Source organism: Ruegeria meonggei (assembly GCF_042768335.1).
Lineage (GTDB): Bacteria > Pseudomonadota > Alphaproteobacteria > Rhodobacterales > Rhodobacteraceae > Ruegeria > Ruegeria meonggei.
Window position 1 is genome coordinate 3,881,265 of the sequence record NZ_JAXHBT010000001.1, and the last position, 20,980, is coordinate 3,902,244.

Annotated in this window: 23 protein-coding genes; 19 read left to right on the plus strand and 4 right to left on the minus strand. The window is 58.6% G+C overall.

Going from position 1 to position 20,980, the window contains the following annotated elements; genetic code table 11:
* The first annotated feature begins 54 nt into the window (after window positions 1-54).
* The 3 genes from SJY13_RS19400 (at window position 55) to tuf (ending at window position 4,384) form a co-directional block, all read left to right on the plus strand.
* The gene (locus SJY13_RS19400; protein WP_377193263.1) at window positions 55-2,403 is read left to right on the plus strand and encodes a DNA topoisomerase IV subunit A; all 2,349 of its coding nucleotides are present in this window, start codon (window positions 55-57) and stop codon (window positions 2,401-2,403) included.
* A 97-nt stretch (window positions 2,404-2,500) separates the two neighbouring features.
* Entirely contained in the window at window positions 2,501-3,091 is a 591-nt protein-coding gene (locus SJY13_RS19405) for a hypothetical protein (RefSeq protein WP_085824494.1), read from the plus strand.
* A 117-nt stretch (window positions 3,092-3,208) separates the two neighbouring features.
* Complete coding sequence (tuf, locus tag SJY13_RS19410) at window positions 3,209-4,384, plus strand: elongation factor Tu (protein ID WP_377192686.1); 1,176 nt, start codon at window positions 3,209-3,211, stop codon at window positions 4,382-4,384.
* A 142-nt stretch (window positions 4,385-4,526) separates the two neighbouring features.
* On the opposite strand, the gene SJY13_RS19415 is transcribed toward tuf, so the two are convergent.
* Window positions 4,527-4,868: a RidA family protein gene (locus tag SJY13_RS19415; protein ID WP_377193265.1), complete on the minus strand. Its 342-nt coding sequence runs from the start codon at window positions 4,866-4,868 to the stop codon at window positions 4,527-4,529.
* Between the two features lie 280 nt (window positions 4,869-5,148).
* On the opposite strand from SJY13_RS19415, the gene SJY13_RS19420 reads away from it, so the two are divergent.
* Window positions 5,149-6,468: a tetratricopeptide repeat protein gene (locus SJY13_RS19420; RefSeq protein ID WP_377193267.1), complete on the plus strand. Its 1,320-nt coding sequence runs from the start codon at window positions 5,149-5,151 to the stop codon at window positions 6,466-6,468.
* 127 nt (window positions 6,469-6,595) lie between these two features.
* Here SJY13_RS19420 and rpe read toward each other — a convergent pair whose 3' ends face one another.
* Window positions 6,596-7,285 (minus strand): ribulose-phosphate 3-epimerase, encoded by a 690-nt coding sequence (gene rpe, locus SJY13_RS19425; protein ID WP_377193269.1) that lies wholly within the window; start codon window positions 7,283-7,285, stop codon window positions 6,596-6,598.
* Window positions 7,286-7,449: 164 nt separating this feature from the next.
* Between rpe and phnC the strand changes: the two genes are divergently transcribed.
* The 5 genes from phnC to SJY13_RS19450 all read left to right on the plus strand — a co-directional run bounded on the left by phnC (window position 7,450) and on the right by SJY13_RS19450 (window position 12,192).
* Window positions 7,450-8,271 carry a phosphonate ABC transporter ATP-binding protein gene (phnC, locus tag SJY13_RS19430; protein WP_377193271.1) on the plus strand — a complete coding sequence of 274 codons (822 nt, stop codon included), beginning with the start codon at window positions 7,450-7,452 and terminating at the stop codon, window positions 8,269-8,271.
* Window positions 8,272-8,336: 65 nt separating this feature from the next.
* Entirely contained in the window at window positions 8,337-9,239 is a 903-nt protein-coding gene (phnD, locus tag SJY13_RS19435) for a phosphonate ABC transporter substrate-binding protein (protein ID WP_377193273.1), read from the plus strand.
* Between the two features lie 67 nt (window positions 9,240-9,306).
* Window positions 9,307-10,188, plus strand: a complete 882-nt coding sequence (phnE, locus tag SJY13_RS19440) for a phosphonate ABC transporter, permease protein PhnE (protein ID WP_377193275.1) — start codon at window positions 9,307-9,309, stop codon at window positions 10,186-10,188.
* Window positions 10,185-11,540 (plus strand): phosphonate ABC transporter, permease protein PhnE, encoded by a 1,356-nt coding sequence (gene phnE / locus SJY13_RS19445; RefSeq protein ID WP_377193277.1) that lies wholly within the window; start codon window positions 10,185-10,187, stop codon window positions 11,538-11,540. Before phnE (SJY13_RS19440) ends, phnE (SJY13_RS19445) begins: the two co-directional genes overlap by 4 nt.
* 25 nt (window positions 11,541-11,565) lie before the next feature.
* Window positions 11,566-12,192 (plus strand): chloramphenicol acetyltransferase, encoded by a 627-nt coding sequence (locus tag SJY13_RS19450; RefSeq protein WP_377193279.1) that lies wholly within the window; start codon window positions 11,566-11,568, stop codon window positions 12,190-12,192.
* Between the two features lie 141 nt (window positions 12,193-12,333).
* On the opposite strand, the gene phnF is transcribed toward SJY13_RS19450, so the two are convergent.
* A complete protein-coding gene (gene phnF / locus SJY13_RS19455) occupies window positions 12,334-13,044 on the minus strand; it encodes a phosphonate metabolism transcriptional regulator PhnF (RefSeq protein WP_377193281.1) in 711 nt (236 codons plus the stop codon).
* Between the two features lie 102 nt (window positions 13,045-13,146).
* Between phnF and phnG the strand changes: the two genes are divergently transcribed.
* The 9 genes from phnG to SJY13_RS19500 are packed head-to-tail and all read left to right on the plus strand — an operon-like array spanning window position 13,147 to window position 19,120.
* Window positions 13,147-13,605, plus strand: a complete 459-nt coding sequence (phnG, locus tag SJY13_RS19460) for a phosphonate C-P lyase system protein PhnG (RefSeq protein ID WP_377193283.1) — start codon at window positions 13,147-13,149, stop codon at window positions 13,603-13,605.
* Window positions 13,605-14,180, plus strand: a complete 576-nt coding sequence (gene phnH, locus SJY13_RS19465) for a phosphonate C-P lyase system protein PhnH (RefSeq protein ID WP_377193285.1) — start codon at window positions 13,605-13,607, stop codon at window positions 14,178-14,180. The genes phnG and phnH overlap by 1 nt, the downstream gene beginning before the upstream one ends.
* Before the next feature lie 3 nt (window positions 14,181-14,183).
* Complete coding sequence (locus tag SJY13_RS19470; RefSeq protein WP_377193287.1) at window positions 14,184-15,275, plus strand: carbon-phosphorus lyase complex subunit PhnI; 1,092 nt, start codon at window positions 14,184-14,186, stop codon at window positions 15,273-15,275.
* Window positions 15,272-15,850 carry a hypothetical protein gene (locus SJY13_RS19475; protein WP_377193289.1) on the plus strand — a complete coding sequence of 193 codons (579 nt, stop codon included), beginning with the start codon at window positions 15,272-15,274 and terminating at the stop codon, window positions 15,848-15,850. Before SJY13_RS19470 ends, SJY13_RS19475 begins: the two co-directional genes overlap by 4 nt.
* Window positions 15,843-16,703 (plus strand): alpha-D-ribose 1-methylphosphonate 5-phosphate C-P-lyase PhnJ, encoded by an 861-nt coding sequence (locus SJY13_RS19480; RefSeq protein WP_377193291.1) that lies wholly within the window; start codon window positions 15,843-15,845, stop codon window positions 16,701-16,703. The genes SJY13_RS19475 and SJY13_RS19480 overlap by 8 nt, the downstream gene beginning before the upstream one ends.
* Window positions 16,700-17,104: a VOC family protein gene (locus SJY13_RS19485; protein WP_377193293.1), complete on the plus strand. Its 405-nt coding sequence runs from the start codon at window positions 16,700-16,702 to the stop codon at window positions 17,102-17,104. The genes SJY13_RS19480 and SJY13_RS19485 overlap by 4 nt, the downstream gene beginning before the upstream one ends.
* 5 nt (window positions 17,105-17,109) lie before the next feature.
* Entirely contained in the window at window positions 17,110-17,880 is a 771-nt protein-coding gene (phnK, locus tag SJY13_RS19490) for a phosphonate C-P lyase system protein PhnK (protein ID WP_377193295.1), read from the plus strand.
* Window positions 17,881-17,891: 11 nt separating this feature from the next.
* Complete coding sequence (gene phnL, locus SJY13_RS19495; RefSeq protein WP_377193297.1) at window positions 17,892-18,575, plus strand: phosphonate C-P lyase system protein PhnL; 684 nt, start codon at window positions 17,892-17,894, stop codon at window positions 18,573-18,575.
* Window positions 18,572-19,120, plus strand: a complete 549-nt coding sequence (locus SJY13_RS19500; RefSeq protein WP_377193299.1) for an AAA family ATPase — start codon at window positions 18,572-18,574, stop codon at window positions 19,118-19,120. Before phnL ends, SJY13_RS19500 begins: the two co-directional genes overlap by 4 nt.
* Here the strand turns inward: SJY13_RS19500 and SJY13_RS19505 are convergent.
* Window positions 19,102-19,785: a DUF1045 domain-containing protein gene (locus SJY13_RS19505; protein WP_377193301.1), complete on the minus strand. Its 684-nt coding sequence runs from the start codon at window positions 19,783-19,785 to the stop codon at window positions 19,102-19,104. The two genes, SJY13_RS19500 and SJY13_RS19505, sit on opposite strands and share 19 nt — an antisense overlap.
* A 52-nt stretch (window positions 19,786-19,837) precedes the next feature.
* Here SJY13_RS19505 and SJY13_RS19510 point away from each other — a divergent pair, with 52 nt between their 5' ends.
* A complete protein-coding gene (locus tag SJY13_RS19510; RefSeq protein WP_377193303.1) occupies window positions 19,838-20,977 on the plus strand; it encodes an alpha-D-ribose 1-methylphosphonate 5-triphosphate diphosphatase in 1,140 nt (379 codons plus the stop codon).
* Window positions 20,978-20,980: the final 3 nt, after the last annotated feature.

Genomic DNA, 20,980 nt, shown 5'->3' on the forward strand with positions numbered 1-20,980 from the left:
AAAATATGCGCTGCTTGCTTTACCCGCGCGCACTTGCGGCGTATCACATCATATATGAACGATACGATCGACGACCCCAATATGGAGGCCCCTGACAACGGGGGCGAGATAGCCGAGCCGCTGCGCCGCGCAATCGGTGAACGCTATCTGACCTATGCGCTGTCCACCATCATGCACCGGGCTTTGCCTGACGCGCGCGATGGCCTGAAGCCGGTACACCGGCGAATCCTCTATGCCATGCGCGAGCTGCGACTCAGTGCCAGCGGCGGTTTCAGAAAATCGGCCAAAATCTCGGGCGACGTGATGGGTAACTATCACCCACATGGTGATGCCGCGATCTATGATGCGATGGCGCGCCTGGCGCAGGACTTCAACGTTCGCTACCCGCTGGTCGACGGACAAGGGAATTTCGGCAATATCGACGGCGATAACCCGGCGGCCTCGCGATACACCGAGGCACGGATGACCATCGTGGCCGAGGCGCTGTTAGAAGGTCTGAACGAAGACGCCGTCGATTTCCGTGACAACTATGACGGCACGCTGACCGAGCCTGTTGTGCTGCCCGCGCAGTTCCCGAATCTGCTGGCCAATGGCTCCAGCGGGATTGCGGTGGGTATGGCCACCAACATCCCCCCGCACAACATTGCGGAACTGTGCGATGCCTGCCTGCATCTGATCAAAGTGCCCGATGCCCGCGACGACACTTTGCTGAATTATGTGCCCGGGCCTGATTTCCCGACCGGCGGCGTAATTGTCGAACCACCAGAGAATATTGCGCAGGCCTATCGCACCGGGCGCGGGTCGTTCCGCCTGCGCTGTAGGTATGAGGTTGAGGATTTGGGCCGCGGCCAGTGGCAGATCGTGGTCACGGAGATTCCTTATCAAGTTCAGAAATCCAAACTGATCGAAAAGATCGCCGAGGTGATTCAGACCAAGAAAATCCCGATCCTCGGTGATGTGCGCGACGAATCCGCCGATGACATCCGCCTGATCCTGGAGCCGCGCTCTAAGAACGTGGATCCTGAGGTGCTTATGGGCATGCTCTATCGCAACTCGGATCTTGAGGTTCGGTTCAGCCTGAACATGAACGTTCTGATTGACGGGGTGACACCCAAGGTCTGCTCGATGAAGGAAGTGCTGCGGGCATTCCTTGATCACCGGCAAGAGGTTCTGCTGCGCCGCTCAAAGCATCGGCTTGCCAAGATCGACCACCGGCTGGAAGTACTGGAAGGCTTTATTGTTGCCTTCCTGAACCTCGACCGGGTGATCGACATCATTCGCTATGACGACGACCCCAAGGCTGCGTTAATGCGCGAGGATTGGGGCATCGACCACGTCCGCGCCACCAACGAGGCGGATTACGTATCGCCCAAGCCGGGTGAGGGCGAGTTGTCCGAGGTGCAGGTCGATGCGATCCTCAACATGCGCCTGCGCAGCCTGCGCCGTCTGGAAGAGATGGAGCTGGTTCGCGAGCGTGATGCCCTGATGGAAGAGCGCGCCAACCTCGAAGATCTGCTGGCCGACCCAGACCTGCAATGGGCCAAAATCGCTGAACAGCTGAAGGAAACCAAAAAGACATTCGGCAAGGACTACGAAGGCGGCGCTCGTCGCACCCAGTTTGCTTTGGCTGGTGAGGTCGAAGAAGTACCGCTTGAGGCGATGATCGACCGTGAGCCGATCACTGTTGTCTGCTCTCAGATGGGCTGGATCCGCGCCATGACCGGCCATATCGATCTGACCCGTGAGCTGAAGTTCAAGGATGGCGATGGCGCCCGTTTCATCTTTCACGCTGAAACGACCGACCGTCTGCTGGTGTTTGCCTCTAACGGGCGGTTCTACACCGTCAGTGCCGCGAGCCTGCCCGGCGGGCGCGGTATGGGCGAACCCCTGCGCCTGATGGTGGATCTGCCGAACGAGGCGCAGATCATTGACATCCTGATCCACAAGCCAGGGCGCAAGCTGCTTGTGGCTTCCGGGTCAGGCAACGGGTTTGTGGTGCCCGAGGATGACGTACTAGCCCAGACCCGCAACGGCAAACAAGTGCTGAACGTAAAAGCACCGGAAACTGCGATGATCTGCAAACCCATTGACGGGGACCACGTGGCTGTTGTGTCCCAGAACGGGAAGTTCCTGGTCTTCCCGACCGAGGAACTGCCGGAGATGACTCGCGGCAAAGGAGTGCGCCTGCAAAAGTACAACATGGCGCGGGGTCGTCAGGGCACGTTGGAGTTGGATGGCGGGCTATCCGATCTGACGACGTTCAACTGGGAAGAAGGTTTAAAATGGTCGATGGGTGGCGACAAAACCCGGCATGAGGCTGACTTGTCACAATGGCTGGCCAAACGTGCCAGCGTTGGGAAAAAGGCACCTTATGGCTTTCCGCGCGACTATAAATTTTCGTGATCACCCGCTCGGGCGAGTGGTTTTATGCCGATACGGCTTGGCACAAGCCGTATCGGTGCGCTAGATCAAGGAAAAACAGGCTTATCGAGGTGAATTCATGCTGCGCATTCTGACACTGATTACCGGGTTGGCCCTGTTGGGTGCCTGCACCCAGACGCAGGTTTTTGAAGAGCCAGAAAGCCTGGGCGAATTCAAGTTGCGGGTAAACTATGCCTTTGCTGGCAAGGCAGTGAAAGGGCCGGTGTCGCGGGATGCAACGCCTGACGAATGGACTGCGGCCATTCAAAACGCAGTCGACATCAGAATGGGCCGCTATCAGGGCGCGCAGGAATACGATGTAGGCATCAGCCTCGAAGGTTACATGCTGGCGCCTCCGGGAATTCCGGTTATCTACAACCCGAAAAGTACGGCCATCGTGCTGGTGAATGTGTATGACGTGAACAAGAAGGAATTTCTGGCTAAGGGTAAGAAATTCCAGGTTCTGGAAGATACAACAGGCGGCAGCGCCTTCAAAGGGTCCGGGCACGAACGAACCAAAGAAGAGCAGATGAGCGGTCTTGCCCTGAAAGTTGCCGACCGGGTCGAGGAGTGGCTAGCCGAAGAGCACAAAGAAAATGGCTGGTTCGACAAGCGGCCGAACCTGATCCAACCGCTTGATTCAGCCGTGGTTCCACAAAATCCGGCATGATATCCCCGTTTCCCTCAGGATGTGCTTGATTTTCCGCTTTGAACCCAATATCTCGCGCGCGCAGATGTAACTTACGGGACCAAGGGTCCCCCAAATCGCAAAAAGGCGCCTGAGGATATGGCAAAGGAAAAGTTTGAGCGTAACAAGCCGCACGTGAACATTGGCACGATTGGCCACGTTGACCACGGCAAGACGACGCTGACCGCAGCGATCACCAAGTATTTTGGTGACTTCCAAGCGTATGATCAGATTGACGGCGCGCCGGAAGAAAAAGCGCGTGGCATCACCATCTCGACCGCCCACGTGGAATACGAGACGGAAAACCGTCACTATGCCCACGTTGACTGCCCCGGCCACGCCGACTACGTCAAGAACATGATCACCGGTGCTGCCCAGATGGACGGCGCGATTCTGGTTGTGAACGCCGCTGACGGCCCGATGCCGCAGACACGTGAACACATCCTGCTGGGCCGCCAGGTTGGCATCCCGACAATGGTCGTGTTCATGAACAAAGTGGATCAGGTTGACGACGAAGAGCTGCTGGAACTGGTGGAAATGGAAATCCGCGAGCTTCTGTCTTCGTATGAATACCCTGGCGACGACATTCCGATCATTGCCGGTTCGGCTTTGGCCGCGATGGAAGGCAACAACCCGGAGATCGGCGAGGAATCCATCCGCAAGCTGATGGCGGCCGTGGACGAATACATCCCGACGCCTGAGCGTGCGATTGACCAGCCGTTCCTGATGCCGGTCGAAGACGTGTTCTCGATCTCGGGTCGTGGTACAGTTGTGACCGGTCGTGTTGAGCGTGGCGTGATCAATGTTGGCGACGAGATCGAAATCGTCGGCATCCGCGACACCAAGAAAACCACCTGCACGGGCGTTGAAATGTTCCGCAAGCTGCTGGACCGCGGAGAAGCGGGCGACAACATCGGCGCGCTGCTGCGCGGTGTGGACCGTGAAGGTGTTGAGCGTGGCCAGGTTCTGTGTAAGCCGGGCTCGGTGACACCGCACACCAAGTTCGAAGCCGAAGCCTATATCCTGACCAAGGATGAAGGTGGCCGTCACACGCCGTTCTTTGCGAACTACCGTCCTCAGTTCTACTTCCGGACCACTGACGTGACCGGCACCGTGACCCTGGCGTCCGGCACCGAGATGGTCATGCCCGGCGACAACGTGTCGTTCGAGGTTGAGCTGATCGCGCCGATCGCGATGGAAAACGGCCTGCGTTTCGCCATCCGCGAAGGCGGCCGCACCGTCGGCGCCGGCGTCGTGTCGAAAATCGTCGAGTAACAACGCCTAGGCGTTGTTACCGGTGAGCGGCAGTGGCTCTGAAAGAGCAATGAGAGCCCACTCGGTTGAAACAAAGAAGGCCGTCCCACATGGGACGGCCTTTTTCACTTTCTAACAGGTTGTTCCGCAGCCGATCCAAGTATCAGTTACACGCCGCATCAACGATAAACTCTACCTTAAGCTCGGGCCGTGCCAGCTTGGCTTCGCCACAGGCGCGGGCCGGGGCGTGGCCGGCCGGGACCCAAGCGTTCCAAACCTCGTTCAATCCGGCGAAATCCTTCATATCAGCCAGCCAGATCGTCACGCGCAGCATGTTTTCTCGCGACGAGCCCGCCTGTTCCAAAAGAGTGTCGATTTTGCTCAGGCAGATGCGGACCTGTTCCTGAATCGTTTCACCCTCGGCGACCTGTCCGGTCAGGTAGGCTACGCCGTTGTGTTTCACAATTTTAGATGAACGTTCGCCGGTTTCGATGCGTTCGATCATGGGGTTATCCTCACTTTGCTGATCAATCAGGGCCTGTCGGTACTGGTCTTGTTTTTGGTCACAGTTGAGGGCTTAAGGCAAACGCAAATAAATAAACTCGAGTTCAGAAAATCTGAAGCAATAGCGCTGCGGCTATTCTGTGATGTCTTGACGGTCCCCACGGCAATCGGGCCATTTTGATCACCTCCGATTTGAAACGGTTATGACAGCTCAAAGCAGCCTTTTTCTTATCACAATTGTGAGTATTCTGCGGGAAACAAACAAAGTGCTTTTTAGACAGATGTTCTACACCACAAGTGCATTGACACGACTGGCCGCGTTTGCCGCGATGCTGGTCTGGGCCGGTGGCAGCGCCATTGCCAAACCACTTCTTACGAATTCTCAGTCAACCTATGTGTCGGCCTGTGTGGAACAGGATGACACGCCAGAGCGGTTGGTGGAAATCTGCCAGCTTGGTCTGGGGGCTGCAGGAGCATCGGACCGCCAACGCATTGACATGTTGGATAGGCTGGCCTGGGCCTATTTCGATCTGGATGATTACGACGCCTCCGACAGGGCATTTTCGGAACTCCTTGAACTGAATCCCGAGGCTGAGCCAGGCCTTCAAGGGAAGGCGTGGATTCTGTACTACCACGATGATTATGGTCTGGCGACCGAGCTGTTTAGAAAGGCGGTATCGCGCAAGCCGACGGCCCGCAACATGGCAGGCCTTGCCGCTAGCGCACTCTACGGCGGACAGAGTAACGTAGAAGAATTCGAAGCGCGCATGCGCGCGGCAATGGCTTTGGACCCTGAATACACTTGGGCCATACGTCAGCTGGCCTGGGAACTCAGCGATCAGGGCCGCAATGACGAGGCGCTGGATCTGTTCCGCTCGGCCATCGAAATCGATCCGTCTGATTCTTATGCCGAGTATGGCATGGCCTTTGTGCTGTCAGAGCAGGACAGGTGGGAGCCAGCCTTTGAACATGTCACCCGAACGCTGGAGCTGCACCCTGAATTTGTCGCCGCCCTGTCGCGCCGTTCCTTGATCCTGCTGATGCTGGACCGGCCGAAACAGGCACTGAAGGACGCCGAAGCGGTCATCGCCGCCAAACCGGATGACGCGGATGGGTATGTTCGCAAAGCTCGCGCGCTGTCTGAGCTGGGCCAGCGGTCCCAGGCGCATAGTGTTCTTGAGATGGCCGAAACCCGGGCAGGCCCCAGCAGTTACCTGTTGTTCTGGCGGGCACGGTTGCTGGCTGATGATTACAGCTATGACGAAGCTCTGATCCACATCCGGCGCAGCATCAAGCTGGACGGTGCCGACCATTTCGACCATCGCCTGCACGCGGAAATAGCGCTCTGGCTGGAAGACAGGCAAGAGGCCCGGGACGCCATCGATCAGGCGCTGGCGCTTAGCCCCGATGCGCCATACGTGCAGTATGTTGATGCGCTGGTGATGCTGGCAGAGGGTGAATTCGACGCTGCGGAAGACAGGTTTGATGCGGCTATGGAGGCGGGGCTATCTCCGGATTACCTTAGTGATTTTCTGTCTGTGCTGGTTGCCGAAGGACGTTTCGTTCAGGCGATAAAACTGCGTGTCCGTTACAATAGCTGACAGGCTGCGGCTGGCGAAAATGCCACCAAGTCCAATTGTCCTGCGCTTCCGAAGACTTGGCCTGTTTTTGCGGGGCGTCGGGAGACCTATACCCCCCTGCATTTAAGCCTGAACCATTCGTGAGAGGTTATGCAGCCGCAGATTGCGCAGCGTCGCGAACTGCGCTGATGTTCTTTCCATAGACCTCGGGCGACGACACCGACCCGCCTTTGAACACAGCCGAGCCTGCGACCAGCACATCCGCCCCTGCAGCAGCGACCAGTGGGGCCGTGATTGGGTCGACACCGCCGTCGATCTCGATATGAACCGGGCGGTCACCGATCATCTGACGCAGCTTGCGCACTTTGTCCGTCATATCGATGAACTTCTGTCCCCCAAAACCGGGGTTCACCGTCATCACGCAGACCAGATCGGTCAGGTCCAGCAAATGCTCGACCGCGTCGGCTGGGGTGCCGGGGTTCAGGGCAACACCTGCTTTCATACCTGCGGTGCGGATGGCCTGCAGCGTGCGATGCGTGTGCGGCCCGGCCTCTATATGCGCGGTCAGGATGTCGGCGCCTGCGTCGGCATAGGCCTGGATGTAGGGATCAACCGGGGCGATCATCAGGTGAACATCCATCACGGTTTTCACATGCGGACGGAACGCTTTGACGGCCGGGGGACCAAAGGTCAGGTTCGGTACGAAATGGCCATCCATCACATCAATATGCACCCAGTCGGCACCTTGCGCCTCGATCGCCTGAATCTCGGCGCCGAAATTGGCGAAATCGGCGGACAGGATCGACGGGGCGATCTTGATGCAGCGGTCAAAGCTCATGTGTGGCCTCATATCATTTATCGAGTTGGCCCGCATATACCCGCGATGCGGGCGGTTGGGTAGGCCCCTCCGGTGCGGTGGTGCTTTACAAAACTTTCACTGAACCGACACAAAGCCGTTGAACATCGTCTTTAGCTGACCCCCAACACATTTGGGGGTGGCACGTGCTGCGCATAAAAAAACTGACGAAACGCTTCGGCGATAATGTGGCCGTGAATGCGGCGACGCTGGATGTGGACAAGCCTTGCATGATCGGCATCATCGGTCGGTCCGGAGCAGGTAAATCGACCCTGCTGCGAATGATCAACCGCCTGACCGACGCAAGTGCGGGAGAGATCCTGTTCCAGGACCGGGACGTGACCCAACTGAAAGGGCGCGACAAGCGGGCCTGGCAGGCCGATTGTGCCATGATCTTTCAGCAGTTCAACCTCGTGCCTCGCATGGATGTGGTGTCCAACGTTCTGCATGGCACGCTGAACCGGCATTCGACACTGGCGACCATGTTCAACCTGTTCCCGATGGATGAGGTCCACCGTGCCATCGACATATTGGACCGTCTGGGCATAGCCGAACATGCCCCCAAACGCGCCGAGGCGCTGTCAGGTGGTCAGCAGCAGCGGGTCGCCATTGCGCGCGCCCTGATGCAGGACCCCAAGATCATTTTGGCGGATGAACCCATCGCCTCGCTGGATCCGATGAATGCTCAGGTCGTGATGCAGGCTCTGCGCCGCATCCACGAAGAGGATGGTCGGACGGTCATCGCCAACCTGCACACTTTGGATACTGCGCGCCGCTATTGCGACCGCGTGGTTGGTATGCGGGATGGGCGCATTGTGTTCGACGGTCTGCCCGAACAGCTGACAACCGGTGTCGCCCGCGAGATTTACGGTGCCGATGCCAGCTTCTCGGAAGAGGCGACATCGACTGAGATCGACACGCTTGATGCGACCCAGAAAGCGTTGATGGAAGCCGAAGCGACCATCTGAACCAACAACCCCTTTCATCGCCCGGCCCGATGAGAGGCCGGGGACACAAACCTGGAGAGAGACAGATGAAAAAATTGATGGCTGCCCTGGTGGCGACAACGGCACTGGCCGCACCGGTCATGGCTGACGAAATCAGCGAATTCCGCATTGGTATTCTGGGCGGCGAGAACGCTCAGGACCGGTTGAACAACAACGAATGCCTGCGCGAATACACCGAAGAGGCGCTGGGTGTCGAAACCAAGCTGTTTGCGCCTGCCGATTATGACGGTGTGATCCAGGGCCTGCTGGGCGGCACCATCGACATGGCCTGGCTGGGCGCATCGGGCTATGCCAAAACCTATCTGAGCGACCCCGAAGCGGTTGAGCCGGTGCTGGTGAAGGTCAACACCGATGGCGGCTATGGCTATTACTCGATCGGTTTCGCCCGGAAAGACAGCGGCATCACCTCGCTGGATGACATGAAGGGTAAGACCTTTGGCTTTGGAGATCCGAACTCGACCTCGGGTTACCTGATCCCGTCGATCGAAATCCCTGCCGCAATCGGTGCGACCATGGAATCGGGCGACTATTTTGGTGACGTGAAATTCACCGGCGGGCACGAGCAGACCATCGTTGCCGTCAATAACGGTGACGTTGACGGTGGTGTGACCTGGGCCGACGGTCTGGGCGATTGGGAAGATGGATTTCAGTCGGGCGCGCTGCGCCGCGCGGTTGATGCGGGTCTGGTCGACATGAATGACATGGTCATGATCTGGCAGTCCGAACCGATCCCCGAAGGCCCGGTTGTGATCCGCAAATCGCTGCCGACCGAAGTCAAGGCGAAGATGACCAAGCTGTGGGACAACCTTAGCGAAAAAGACCGCGAGTGCTTTTACGGTGTGGCGGCAGGCGAAGCCAAAAGCTTCGATCCGATCACCCATGATGCCTATGAGATCATCATCGAAGCCCGCAAGCTGAAGTCCAACTAAGCCTGCACATTCAAAGATCGGGGTCCGGTAACAAGCCGTGCCCCGTTTTCCCACTCAGGAGCATTCCATGACAGACCTGTCCGCAGGGACCCACGGCGTCGACCAGATCAAGGCCGACTATTCCGAGATGACACGACGCAAGCGGGTCTATGGTGGTATCCTTCTGATCGTTTTTGTGGCCTTGATGGCCGCTGGTTTCCGCACCGCAGATGACCGCAATGCCGGCAGCTTTGTCGACGGCTGGCATCGAATATTCGACTATCCGACCGAGGTTCTGTCCGAGGCGTGGGAAAAGATCGGTGCGCTGCCGGAAAACCTGGTCACGTTCTTCCCTGCGCTAGTTGAAACGCTGAACATCGCTGCTGCCTCGACCCTGATCGGCACCATTGCGGGCACGTTTCTGGCCCTGATGTCGACGCGGGGTATGGCCATGTGGCCGGCACTGATCCCGCTGTTCCGCCGCATCGCTGATATCTGCCGCGCGATCCCCGAGATTGTGATTGCGCTGGTTCTTATCTTTGTGCTGGGCGGTGGCCCGGTTCCGGCGATGATTGCGATTGCCATCCACACCGCTGGCGCGCTGGGCAAGCTGTTTTCCGAAGTGAACGAGAACGCCTCGTTGAAACCGGTCGAGGGGTTGCATTCGGTTGGCGCTAACTGGTCGCAACGGATGTATCTGGGTGTGATCCCCCAGGTTGGCCCTAACTATGTCAGCTATGCCTTGCTGCGGTTCGAAATCAACATCCGCGCCTCGGCCATTCTGGGTTTTGTCGGTGCGGGTGGTCTGGGGTACGAGCTGCGCAACTCGATGTCCTGGGGGCAGGGGCGCTATGATCAGGCGGCTGCGATCTTCCTTTTGTTGTTTGTCACTATTGTCGTGGTTGATCAGCTGTCCGGCCTGCTGCGCGACCGCCTGACTCACGGATTCGAGAAAGGAGCCCGGGCATGAGCACCTTTGCCACAGACCTGAGCATTGATGAGCTCAAGGCCGAGGCCGACCGTCTGTTCAGCCGCAAGAGGCTGGTGAATTTTGGCATGCCAGCCTTGATGCTGGCCTATCTGGCCTATGTTTTCTTTGCCTTTGACGTAGCGGGCTTGGCTGGGCGGGCGAACTGGGAAAACGGTAAAACGCTGGTTGCGGACAGTTACAGCTATAAAACCCACGTTGCGCGGGACAACCGAAATGGCGAGGTATCGGTCTCTATCGAGGGCGAACGCAAGGGAACCTATCCCGACGGTCAGGCCCCGGACTGGGTCGCCCTTGGGGCAACCACGGTGATCGATCTGGAAGACGGCCATGTTGTGCGTTTTGGTCCCGAGACGGTGGAATATGACATTCCCGGCTATGGCACAGTGCGTGCAACGCCAACCCGTTCGGCGGGCGTTCAGCCCGAATTGCCCGCGGGTGAGGTGCCAGACTGGATCAACGTGTCAAAGAACCGGATGGCGATCACCACGGATGCGGGCCGCCTGACGGTGACGCGCAACCGTTCAGAGGTGTTTCGCTACTTCACCGGATGGGAGCTGTTCTGGTTCACCCTCGACAGCCCGTATTACGGCAAATCCCCGTCTCAACTGGCCGGTCTTGCGGCCTCGGGTGAGGCGGGTGCGATCCTGGACGATTTTTGGACCAACAAGATGTGGCGGCACCAGGATGTGGCCTGGGCTATTTTTGAGACGATCCTGATGGCTTTTCTGGGCACACTGGGCGCGGGCATGATTGCCCTGCCGCTGGCTTTCCTGGCGACGCGGAACTTCAACCCGCTGAAATCCGCTCGGTTCCTGACCCGGCGCGTTTTTGATTTCGTGCGCGGGGTGGATGCGCTGATCTGGACTGTGGTGCTGGCCCGCGCCTTTGGCCCCGGTCCTCTGACCGGTGCGCTGGCCATTCTGGTGACCGATACCGGCACCTTCGGCAAGATCTTCTCGGAGGCACTGGAAAACGTCGACCAAAAGCAGATCGAAGGGGTGCAATCCACCGGGGCCAATGCGCCGCAACGCTATCGCTTTGGTGTGATCCCGCAGGTGACGCCGGTATTGCTCAGCCAGCTGTTGTACTTCCTCGAATCCAACACACGAAGTGCCACCGTGATTGGTGCCATTACCGGGGGCGGTATCGGCTTGCTGCTGACACAAGCCATTATCACGCAGAAGGACTGGGAAGAGGTGGCCTATTACATCATCCTGATCATTCTGATGGTCATGCTGATGGATTGGTTCTCGGGCTGGTTGCGCCGGCGTTTGATTCAGGGGGAAACCTCGCCAAAGCGGAAACGGGCCAAGGTCGCCCAAGCGGTCTGAACCACCCGGGATACAAGGTATACTCATGGCACGTCTTCGTTCGGATCAACCGTTTATCCACCCGGATTGCGCGATTACAAACGCGACCTTTGGTGAATATGTTGAAATCGGCGCTGGAACGCGCGTGGCGAATGCAGTCATCGGGGACTATTCCTATTGCGACCGCACATGCGACATCGCCAATGCCGAGATCGGGAAATTCGCCAACATCGCCAGTTTTACGAGGATTGGCGCGACGGATCACCCGATGGAGAAGGCATCGCTGCATCACTTCCTGTATCGCTCGGCGGATTACTGGGATGACGTAGAAGTAGATGCCACATGGTTCGAACACCGCGCCAGTCGCATTACCCGTATCGGTCATGATACGTGGATTGGTCATGCCGCCATCATCAAGCCCGAGATCACGATTGGCCACGGTGCAGTTGTGGCTGCGGGCGCTGTAGTGACCAAGGATGTTGCACCTTACACGATCGTCGGCGGCGTGACCGCCGATCCGATCCGCCGACGGTATTCTGAGGACGTTGCAGAACGCATGATGGCGATGGCCTGGTGGGATTGGGACAACGCGCGTCTTCGTTTGGCTTTGCCTGATTTCCGCGCGCTGAAGGCCGAGGCGTTTTTGGAAAAATACGAAAAACACCAAGCCTGACAGCAGGTGCTCCCGCGCCCGCACGTGCATTGGCTGCGCCGATACACGCTGGCGGCCTTGGGCCGCGCGCCGCGCGGCGCCACGCCCAACGGGATGAGACCTCCGCAAGGAGGTTGAAGACGGGCGGGAGCCCATGGACGTCTAGTCTTCGTTCATCGTCAGCGTAACGCGTTCACCTGCGAAAACAGTGCGGCCATATTCAACCGGAATGCCGGTGGTGTCGGCGTTGACCCCAACTGAAAACAGAACCGGCGCGCCTTCGGTCAGGTGCAAGTGCAGTGCCTGCGTTGGTGTTGCCGCCCGCGCGGTCAGGCGGGTTGAGACGCGGGTGTAATCTTCGACTCCGCAGCGTTGCAACGCTCTTGTCACTGATTGAGTTTCCGACAGGGCGTCTAGTATGTCGGGAAGTCGTTCCGCCGGGAAAACGCTCTGAAACAAGCCGATGGGCTGTCCATCCGCCAACGACAGGCCATCGTAGACGTGAACAGTGTCACCGGGAGTAAGCTGCAGGGCCTCAGCCTCACTATCATCGGCTACGCGGGTCGTCAGCGATAGGATCTTTTTGCCCGGTATCTTGCCGCTTGCAGAGATGCTCTTGTGATATCTGACTCGCTTTCCAATCGGATAATCGGTTGGCCGTGCTGCCACAAACACGCCTGCGCCACGGCGAGGATGCACCAGCCCTTGCTCGGCCATATCCGACAAGGCCCGCCGCACGGTATGTCGGTTAACCCCGTGCTGCGCCGCCAGTTGCGCCTCGGTCGGCAGTTGATCTCCGGTGTTGTATCGCCCTTCCGCTATGTCTGAAGTCAGACTGAGGGCGATGCTTTTCCAAACCGGCGTTTTGCTCATGTCATCAAACTTTCACGATACACGGATTGCGAGTCACTGCGCTTGGGTGTAATATTTGTCTAGTTGTATAGTATAATTAGACAACCCGGCCAAGAGGCTTTGATGTCAGAACACACAGAAATCGCGCATGCAGCGCGTCAGGAATGGATGGGTCTGCTGGCCCGCGCACCAGGGCAAATGTTGATGGAGCTGTGGGGCGCTTATGAGGCACAGCCAGCTTTTGAATGGCTGCGCAGTCCCGAAGTGGGCGGCGTCATGGTCCGTGGGCGGACCGGCGCCACAGGGGCTCCGTTTAACCTAGGTGAAATGACAGTCACGCGTTGTTCCTTAGTCCTGGGCGACGGAACAGTGGGGCATGGCTATGTGCAGGGACGCTCAAAACCCAAAGCGCAGACGGCTGCGCTGATTGATGCCTTGATGCAGACCACTGCCGCCGACGACTTGCACGCCCGGGTGATCGGCCCGCTTCGTCAGCAAATGCAGGACGCCAAGACGTCGCGCGCCGCCAAAGCCGCCGCGACGAAGGTCGAGTTTTTCACGATGGTACGGGGAGAGGGCTGATGACCCAGCAAACTCAATTCTCCGGTGGGTTTTGCGACGCGCCAATTGACGCGGCACACGCATTTCGGGCGGCCATGACGGTGATGGCGCGCCCGGGTCAGATCCGTGCGATCTCGGGCGGGCAGCCGCCCGTGCCCTTGTCCGTGGCTTCGGGTACATTGTTGCTGACGTTGTGCGATCCGGACACCAAAGTACATTTGGCGGGGGCGGCTGACACGGACGCCGTTCGCCAATGGCTTACCTTTCATACCGGCGCGCCGATCACAGATGCAGCAAGCGCGGATTTTGCAGTCGGGACATGGCGAGCGCTGCGGCCGATGGGCAGGTACCGGATCGGAACAGCGGAATACCCCGATCGATCCACCACTTTGATCGTTGAATGTGATGACTTGCATCAAAAGGGTGCTGCACTGACAGGGCCTGGGATACGAGAAATCTCTTATCTGTCCTTGCCCGACGTTCCAGTGCTTCAGGCCAATGCGGCGCTTTATCCGCTGGGCTGTGACTTCTTTTTCACCTGTGGTGACCGGGTTGCGGCCCTGCCGCGCAGCACGCAGATCAAGGCGGAGGGTTAAGCGATGTATGTTGCCGTCAAAGGGGGCGAAAAGGCCATCGACAACGCTCATGCCTGGCTGGCCGAAGAGCGGCGGGGATCGACAGACGTGGCAGAGCTTAGCATCGCTCAGATTCGCGAACAGCTAAGCCTTGCGGTGAATCGGGTTATGGCCGAGGGGTCTTTGTTCGATCCCGACCTGGCCGCTCTGGCGATCAAGCAGGCGCGCGGAGACCTGATCGAGGCGATCTTTCTGATCCGTGCCTATCGCACGACGCTGCCCCGGTTCGGGTCTTCCAACCCGGTGAAGACAAGTGAGATGACGTGTGATCGGCGAATCTCGGCCACGTTCAAGGATGCGCCAGGAGGGCAGGTTCTGGGCCCGACATTCGACTACACCCACCGATTGCTAGACTTCAAACTGGCGGCTGAGGGCGAACTGCCCGCCACGCCCAAAGCGCATCCGCGCGAAGAGGTAACGCCGCATATTACCGAATTCTTACAGGGCGAGGGTATCATTCAGGATGAGCCGCCTTGCGATGACATTCCCGGTGATCTGACCCGCGAGCCGATGGAGTTTCCCGCGGGCCGTCCCCTGCGCCTGCAGTCCCTGACGCGCGGGGATGAGGGATTTGTGCTGGGAATGGCTTATTCGACCCAACGTGGCTATGCCCGCAACCACGCCTTTGTCGGAGAGTTGCGGATCGGCAAGGTCGCGGTTGAGATGGACATTCCCGAACTGGGCTTCGCCATCGAGATCGGCGAAGTTGAGCTGACCGAATGCGAGACGGTGAACCAGTTTAAGGGCTCCAAAACCGAACCGCCACAATTCACGCGTGGCTATGGCTTGGTCTTTGGCCAATCAGAACGCAAATCCATCGCGATGGCACTGGTAGACCGGGCCTTGCGGTGGGAGGAACTCGGCGAAGACAATCTGGGCGCACCGGCACAGGACGAGGAATTCGTTTTAAGCCATGCGGATAACATCCAGGCGACTGGGTTCCTGGAACATATCAAACTTCCGCATTACGTTGACTTCCAGTCCGAGTTGGAACTGGTCCGCAAATTGCGTCGCGAGGCTGAGGAACGGATCACACCAAGGGAGGCGGTCGAATGAGTTCAGTCTGCCCCGCCACCACAATCCCCGCCACCGAAATCATCACCACCCGAAATCCATCCGCCTCCCGAATTGTCGTGGGAATTTCGGTTCTGCTGAGGCCGACCCTTTCGAGAAGGCAATCTCCAAACAAAAACAACGAAAGCCAGCGTGCCAAAGATCAGAGAGATTTCAGTGAAAGTTATGTCCGGCAAATTCGGTTCTCTGTTCGAAACATCGTAAAGAGATATGTCTTGAGCGGGCACAAAATTGCAAGCTGCAACAAACTACCCATGCACAGGGTCTTCCGGGTCATCCTGAAGGGGCTGGCTGTGCCTCTAGCGGAGGCTTCTGTTTTCATAGGCGAATTTCTGCTGGTGCTCCTCGTCGATCGGGGTTTTGCGGGCGCGCGCGGCATAGGTCGACGTATCGATGGCGTTCCAGCGAGCGGTCGGGTCGCGCTGTATCGACTTGTGCCGTCGACGGGAATGGACGCGCTGCCAAAACAGGTAAAGCATAACGATAAAAAAGAACAAGCAAATCAAGAATACGTCCACAACAACACCAAAAACCAAAGTGATACATCAAATGAATGAGTATAACTTCGCATATTTGGACGAGCAGACCAAGCGCATGATCCGCCGGGCTATCCTGAAAGGTCTGGCTGTGCCCGGATATCAGGTGCCCTTCGCGAGCCGTGAAATGCCCATGCCTTATGGGTGGGGTACCGGCGGTGTGCAGGTGTCGGCCGCGACGCTGACGCCGGACGACACCTTCAAGGTGATCGATCAGGGCGCGGATGACACCACCAACGCCGTGTCGATCCGTAAGTTCTTTGAGAACACCGCAGGGGTCGAGACCACTGAGGAAACCGAAAAAGCAACGGTCATTCAAACCCGCCACCGCATCCCAGAGGTAAAGCTGCGCGAAGACCAGATCCTCGTCTATCAGGTGCCGATCCCGGAACCATTGCGGTTTCTTGAGCCGCGCGAGACCGAAACGCGCAAGATGCACAGCCTTGAGGAATACGGGTTGATGCATGTGAAACTGTACGAGGATATCAGCCAACACGGGGCGATCTCGACCGCCTATGCCTATCCGGTCAAAGTGTCGGGGCGCTATGTGATGGATCCGTCTCCGATCCCGAAATTTGATAATCCCAAGCTTGAGATGGGCGCGATCCAGCTGTTTGGCGCAGGGCGCGAGCAGCGGATTTACGCGGTGCCGCCGCATACACAAGTGGTGAGCCTCGATTTCGAAGACTACCCGTTCGAGGCGACCAAAGCCGATCACCCCTGTGATCTGTGCGGGGCCGAGGACAGCTATCTGGATGAGGTAATCATGGATGACGCGGGCAACCGGATGTTTGTCTGTTCGGACACCGATTACTGCCGGTCGCGTCGCGCGGCAGGCCAATTGGGCCGGTTGGCCGAGGAGAACGCAGCATGATGCGCGACTATGTCTTGGGAATTGATCATCTGGGCCTGACGGTCGCAGACCTGGACGCATCCAAGGCGTTCTTTGTCGATGCACTGGGCTGGGACGTGGTCGGGGGTAAACCCGAATACCCATCAGCCTTCGTCAGCAATGGCGCGGCAGTTTTGACCCTGTGGCAGCAAAAAGGGGAACATCAGCGCGGTTTTGACCGGCATGCCCATGTCGGCCTGCATCATGCGGCGTTCAAAGTGCCGGACGAAGAGGCCCTGAAGGCTGTCTTTGATGCGGTGAAAGACTGGCCCGGTGTGACTGTCGAGTTTTCGCCAGAACCGTCTGGCCAGGGTCCGAAGATCCATTTTATGATCCAGGAGCCTGGCGGCAACCGGATCGAATTTGCCTACGATCCGAGGTGAGCGATATGACCCCTTTGCTGAGTGTTCAGGATATCCGAAAAACCTACGGCGCGCGCATCGGTTGCACCGATGTCAGCTTTGAACTCTACCCCGGCGAGGTGATGGGGATAGTAGGTGAAAGCGGCTCGGGCAAGTCGACGCTGCTGAATTGTCTGGCGGGGCATCTGGAACCCGATGGCGGCCGTGTGATCTTTGATACACGGACAGACGGGCCGGTGGATACATTGACAATGTCCGAACCCGAGCGGCGGATGCTGGGGCGAACGGACTGGGCCTTTGTGCATCAACACGCCCGCGACGGGTTGCGCATGTCTGTAAGTGCCGGCGGTAACATCGGTGAACGCCTCATGGCCGTCGGAGATCGCCACTATGGCGCGATCCGTGACAAGGCGATCGATTGGCTGGGCCGGGTCGAGATCAGCGAGACCCGCGTGGATGACCGCCCGACGGCGTTTTCCGGCGGGATGCAACAGCGCCTGCAGATCGCGCGCAATCTGGTAACCGGCCCTCGGCTGGTGTTCATGGATGAACCGACCGGCGGGCTTGATGTTTCGGTTCAGGCGCGGCTGTTGGACCTGCTGCGCGGGCTGGTGCGTGAGATGGGGCTGAGCGCCATCATCGTCACCCACGATCTGGCTGTGGTGCGCCTGCTGGCGGACCGGCTGATGGTTATGAAAGACGGGTGCGTGGTTGAGGCCGGGCTGACCGATCAAGTGCTGGACGATCCACAACACGCCTATACCCAGTTGTTGGTTTCAAGCGTGTTACAGGTCTGAGGGTGAAGGTCATGATTGAACTCAAAAACGTCAGCAAGAGCTTTACTCTGCACAATCAGGGAAGCGCTGTTATTCCGGTGATGGCGGCAGCGTCGTTAAAAGTTGCGCCCGGGGAATGCGTCGCCCTGACCGGTGCCTCAGGCGCAGGAAAATCAACGCTGATGCGCGTCATTTATGGGAATTACCTGGCGGCGTCAGGGCAAGTATGGGTTGGTGATCTGGATGTGGCCCAGGCTGAACCCCGCCAGATACTGGCGCTGCGGCGGGAAACGCTGGGATATGTCAGCCAGTTCCTGCGTGTGGTACCGCGCGTACCAACATTAGACGTGGTGGCCGAACCGCTGTTGGCCGTTGGATGTGACCGGAAAGACGCCCTGGACAAGGCCACCGAATTGCTGACGCGATTGAACATCCCCGAGCGCTTGTGGGATCTAAGTCCGACGACGTTTTCGGGCGGTGAGCAGCAACGCGTTAATATTGCACGCGGATTTTCTTATGGGTACCCGGCCATGTTGCTGGATGAACCGACCGCCAGCTTGGACCAGAAGAACCGCGAGACGGTCTTGTCCCTGATCGAAGAGGCCAAGGCCCGTGGCGCGGCCATCATCGGTATTTTTCATGATGTCGAGGCGCGACATCAGGTGTGCGACCGCGAGATTGACGTATCGGGCTTTACCCCCGGTATGGCCGCATGAGCCGCGCGCCAGTCATAGCGGTCGTTGGCCCTTCGGGCGTTGGCAAGGACAGCGTGATGGAGGCGCTAGCGTCCCGGGCGCCAGGAATTCAGCGGGTGCGCCGCGTGATCACCCGCCCCGAGGGTGAGGACGGAGAGGATTTTGATCGTGTCCGCGTCGAGACCTTTCAAAAACGGGCGAAAGACGGAGCGTTTGCATTGCATTGGGCCGCGCATGGCCTGCTTTACGGCGTACCCAAAGAGGTTGAAGACCTGCGGTGCCACGCGGATGCGGTGCTTGTGAACTTGTCGCGATCCGTATTGGTGCAGGCGCAGGATGTATTTGGCGACCTGATCGTAATCTCTCTGACCGCTGACCCAGAAGTTCTGGCACAGCGCTTGTCTGCCCGCGGCCGGGAAGGCAAAACCGAACAGGCGCTGCGGCTGGCGCGGGCGCAGACTCAGTTGCCGGACGGATTGGCGAAGGTGATCGAGATCGACAACTCCGGACCGTTAGAGCCGACGATTGTCGCTATCCTTGCCCGGCTTCAACCGGAAAGGACGTAACGTTGGATCAGGTGAAACCGCCCATCCTCGGCCTCGCCCACCAATGCCAGATCATTGATCTGAAACGGGCGCGGCAGCAACTGCATCAGCCGCGATTGCAGCGTGGCGTCGACCGTTGCCAGTGTTGCCTTGTCCAGTTTACCGCTCAGCGTGATGTGAAATCGGAAAGATCCCATGACGTAAGGATAGCCCCATTGAACAAGATTGGCGTCCTGTTCCGCTGTCAATTCGGCGGCACGGCGGCGTTCCAGTTCGGCCACAGGCGCGGGGGTGCGGAAATCGTCCAGATCGCGGACACAAGCCGCCGCCAGCGCGCTCAGCGCGGTTTCATCGCCCAAAGGGCGCAGGGCCAGAAACCGACCCAACCTGGCGATCTCCAACCCGTCCAAAGTCACCCTAGGGCGCGACTGAGCCAGCCGTTCGCAGGCTTTGGACAGCGCGTCAAGAGACTGACCTTCGTGCAGGCGAAACGGCGGCTTCATGGTGGCATGCAGCCCGTATTTGCGTGGTACCTGGGTCACGGCATCAACGTCCACGCCGTCAATCAAAGGATGGGCGACCTCTTGCCCGGTTTCCATATCCCAGCCCAGCCAGTTGGTCGCAAAATGTGTCCACGCGGCCCCGGCCGGTGGCGCAAAATAAATCGCGTATCGCGTGAATGTCACATTGGCCTCCTATGCGTGGCCTTTCCAATAGCTCAAACCGTGTGAAGTTCAGATGACAGAAGATATGATCCTTGCCAATGCCACGCTTGTTCTTCCGGATGAGACCGTAACCGGCAGCGTGCGGATTGAGGGTGAGACGATTACAGAAATCGCCACCGGGGCAACCGTGCCCGCCGGGGCGATTGACTGTGGTGGTGACTATGTCTGCCCCGGGCTGGTCGAGCTGCATACCGACAATCTGGAACGCCACATCCAGCCGCGCCCCAAGGTCGACTGGCCCCACGCGGCGGCGATTCTGGCCCATGATGCCGAGCTGGCCAGCACTGGGATCACCACCGTGTTTGATGCGATGCGCGTGGGCTCTATCCCTTCGGGGCAGCGTTATGTGAAATACGCGCGCGGCCTGTCGCGCGAGCTGTGGCAATTGCGGGAACAGGACGCGCTCAAGATCAGTCACTTCCTGCATTTGCGGGCTGAAGTTTGCTCGGAAACTCTGGTCGAAGAACTCAACGAGTTTGGCCCCGAAGACCGCGTAGGCCTGGTCTCATTAATGGATCACACGCCGGGTCAGCGGCAGTTCCGCGATATCACAAAGCTTGAAGCTTACTTGAAAGGCAAGCTGGGGCTTGAGGGTGATGGGTTCCTGCAGCATGTTGCTGACCTCAAGGCGATGCGGGACCGAAACGGCGACAAACATGAGGCTGAGACGGTCAAGGCTGCCAATCGTTTCGGTGCCATGCTGGCCAGCCATGACGATACCACAGAGGAGCAAGTCCGTACCTCGGCCGGTCACGGTATTCGACTGGCTGAATTCCCCACCACGGTTGAGGCCGCCCGTGCCTGTCACGTGCAAGGCATCAAGGTGATGATGGGGGCACCGAACGTGATCCGGGGCGGATCGCATTCCGGCAATGTTGCAGCGCATGAACTGGCCGAGATGGGGCATCTCGATATCTTGTCTTCGGATTACGTTCCAGCCGCCTTGCTGCTTTCCGCGGCCCGGCTGGGGGAGATCTGGGGCGACATGGCGCGCGGTCTGAAGACCGTAACGCAGACCCCCGCGCAGGTTGTCGGGCTGGACGACCGGGGCGAGTTGCGGGCCGGCACCCGTGCTGATGTGATCCGGTTCAGACTGCGCGAAGGCGCACCTGCTTTGAATGGCGTATGGTCGCGCGGGCGGCGGGTCGCATAGTCA

Coding starts and splice junctions, on each gene's coding strand:
- SJY13_RS19400 (WP_377193263.1), top strand. CDS start 55: ATGAACGATACGATCGACGACCCCAATATGGAGGCCCCTGACAACGGG.
- SJY13_RS19405 (WP_085824494.1), top strand. CDS start 2,501: ATGCTGCGCATTCTGACACTGATTACCGGGTTGGCCCTGTTGGGTGCC.
- tuf (WP_377192686.1), top strand. CDS start 3,209: ATGGCAAAGGAAAAGTTTGAGCGTAACAAGCCGCACGTGAACATTGGC.
- SJY13_RS19415 (WP_377193265.1), bottom strand. CDS start 4,868: ATGATCGAACGCATCGAAACCGGCGAACGTTCATCTAAAATTGTGAAA.
- SJY13_RS19420 (WP_377193267.1), top strand. CDS start 5,149: ATGTTCTACACCACAAGTGCATTGACACGACTGGCCGCGTTTGCCGCG.
- rpe (WP_377193269.1), bottom strand. CDS start 7,285: ATGAGCTTTGACCGCTGCATCAAGATCGCCCCGTCGATCCTGTCCGCC.
- phnD (WP_377193273.1), top strand. CDS start 8,337: ATGAAAAAATTGATGGCTGCCCTGGTGGCGACAACGGCACTGGCCGCA.
- phnE (WP_377193275.1), top strand. CDS start 9,307: ATGACAGACCTGTCCGCAGGGACCCACGGCGTCGACCAGATCAAGGCC.
- phnE (WP_377193277.1), top strand. CDS start 10,185: ATGAGCACCTTTGCCACAGACCTGAGCATTGATGAGCTCAAGGCCGAG.
- SJY13_RS19450 (WP_377193279.1), top strand. CDS start 11,566: ATGGCACGTCTTCGTTCGGATCAACCGTTTATCCACCCGGATTGCGCG.
- phnF (WP_377193281.1), bottom strand. CDS start 13,044: ATGAGCAAAACGCCGGTTTGGAAAAGCATCGCCCTCAGTCTGACTTCA.
- phnG (WP_377193283.1), top strand. CDS start 13,147: ATGTCAGAACACACAGAAATCGCGCATGCAGCGCGTCAGGAATGGATG.
- phnH (WP_377193285.1), top strand. CDS start 13,605: ATGACCCAGCAAACTCAATTCTCCGGTGGGTTTTGCGACGCGCCAATT.
- SJY13_RS19470 (WP_377193287.1), top strand. CDS start 14,184: ATGTATGTTGCCGTCAAAGGGGGCGAAAAGGCCATCGACAACGCTCAT.
- SJY13_RS19475 (WP_377193289.1), top strand. CDS start 15,272: ATGAGTTCAGTCTGCCCCGCCACCACAATCCCCGCCACCGAAATCATC.
- SJY13_RS19480 (WP_377193291.1), top strand. CDS start 15,843: ATGAATGAGTATAACTTCGCATATTTGGACGAGCAGACCAAGCGCATG.
- SJY13_RS19485 (WP_377193293.1), top strand. CDS start 16,700: ATGATGCGCGACTATGTCTTGGGAATTGATCATCTGGGCCTGACGGTC.
- phnK (WP_377193295.1), top strand. CDS start 17,110: ATGACCCCTTTGCTGAGTGTTCAGGATATCCGAAAAACCTACGGCGCG.
- phnL (WP_377193297.1), top strand. CDS start 17,892: ATGATTGAACTCAAAAACGTCAGCAAGAGCTTTACTCTGCACAATCAG.
- SJY13_RS19500 (WP_377193299.1), top strand. CDS start 18,572: ATGAGCCGCGCGCCAGTCATAGCGGTCGTTGGCCCTTCGGGCGTTGGC.
- SJY13_RS19510 (WP_377193303.1), top strand. CDS start 19,838: ATGACAGAAGATATGATCCTTGCCAATGCCACGCTTGTTCTTCCGGAT.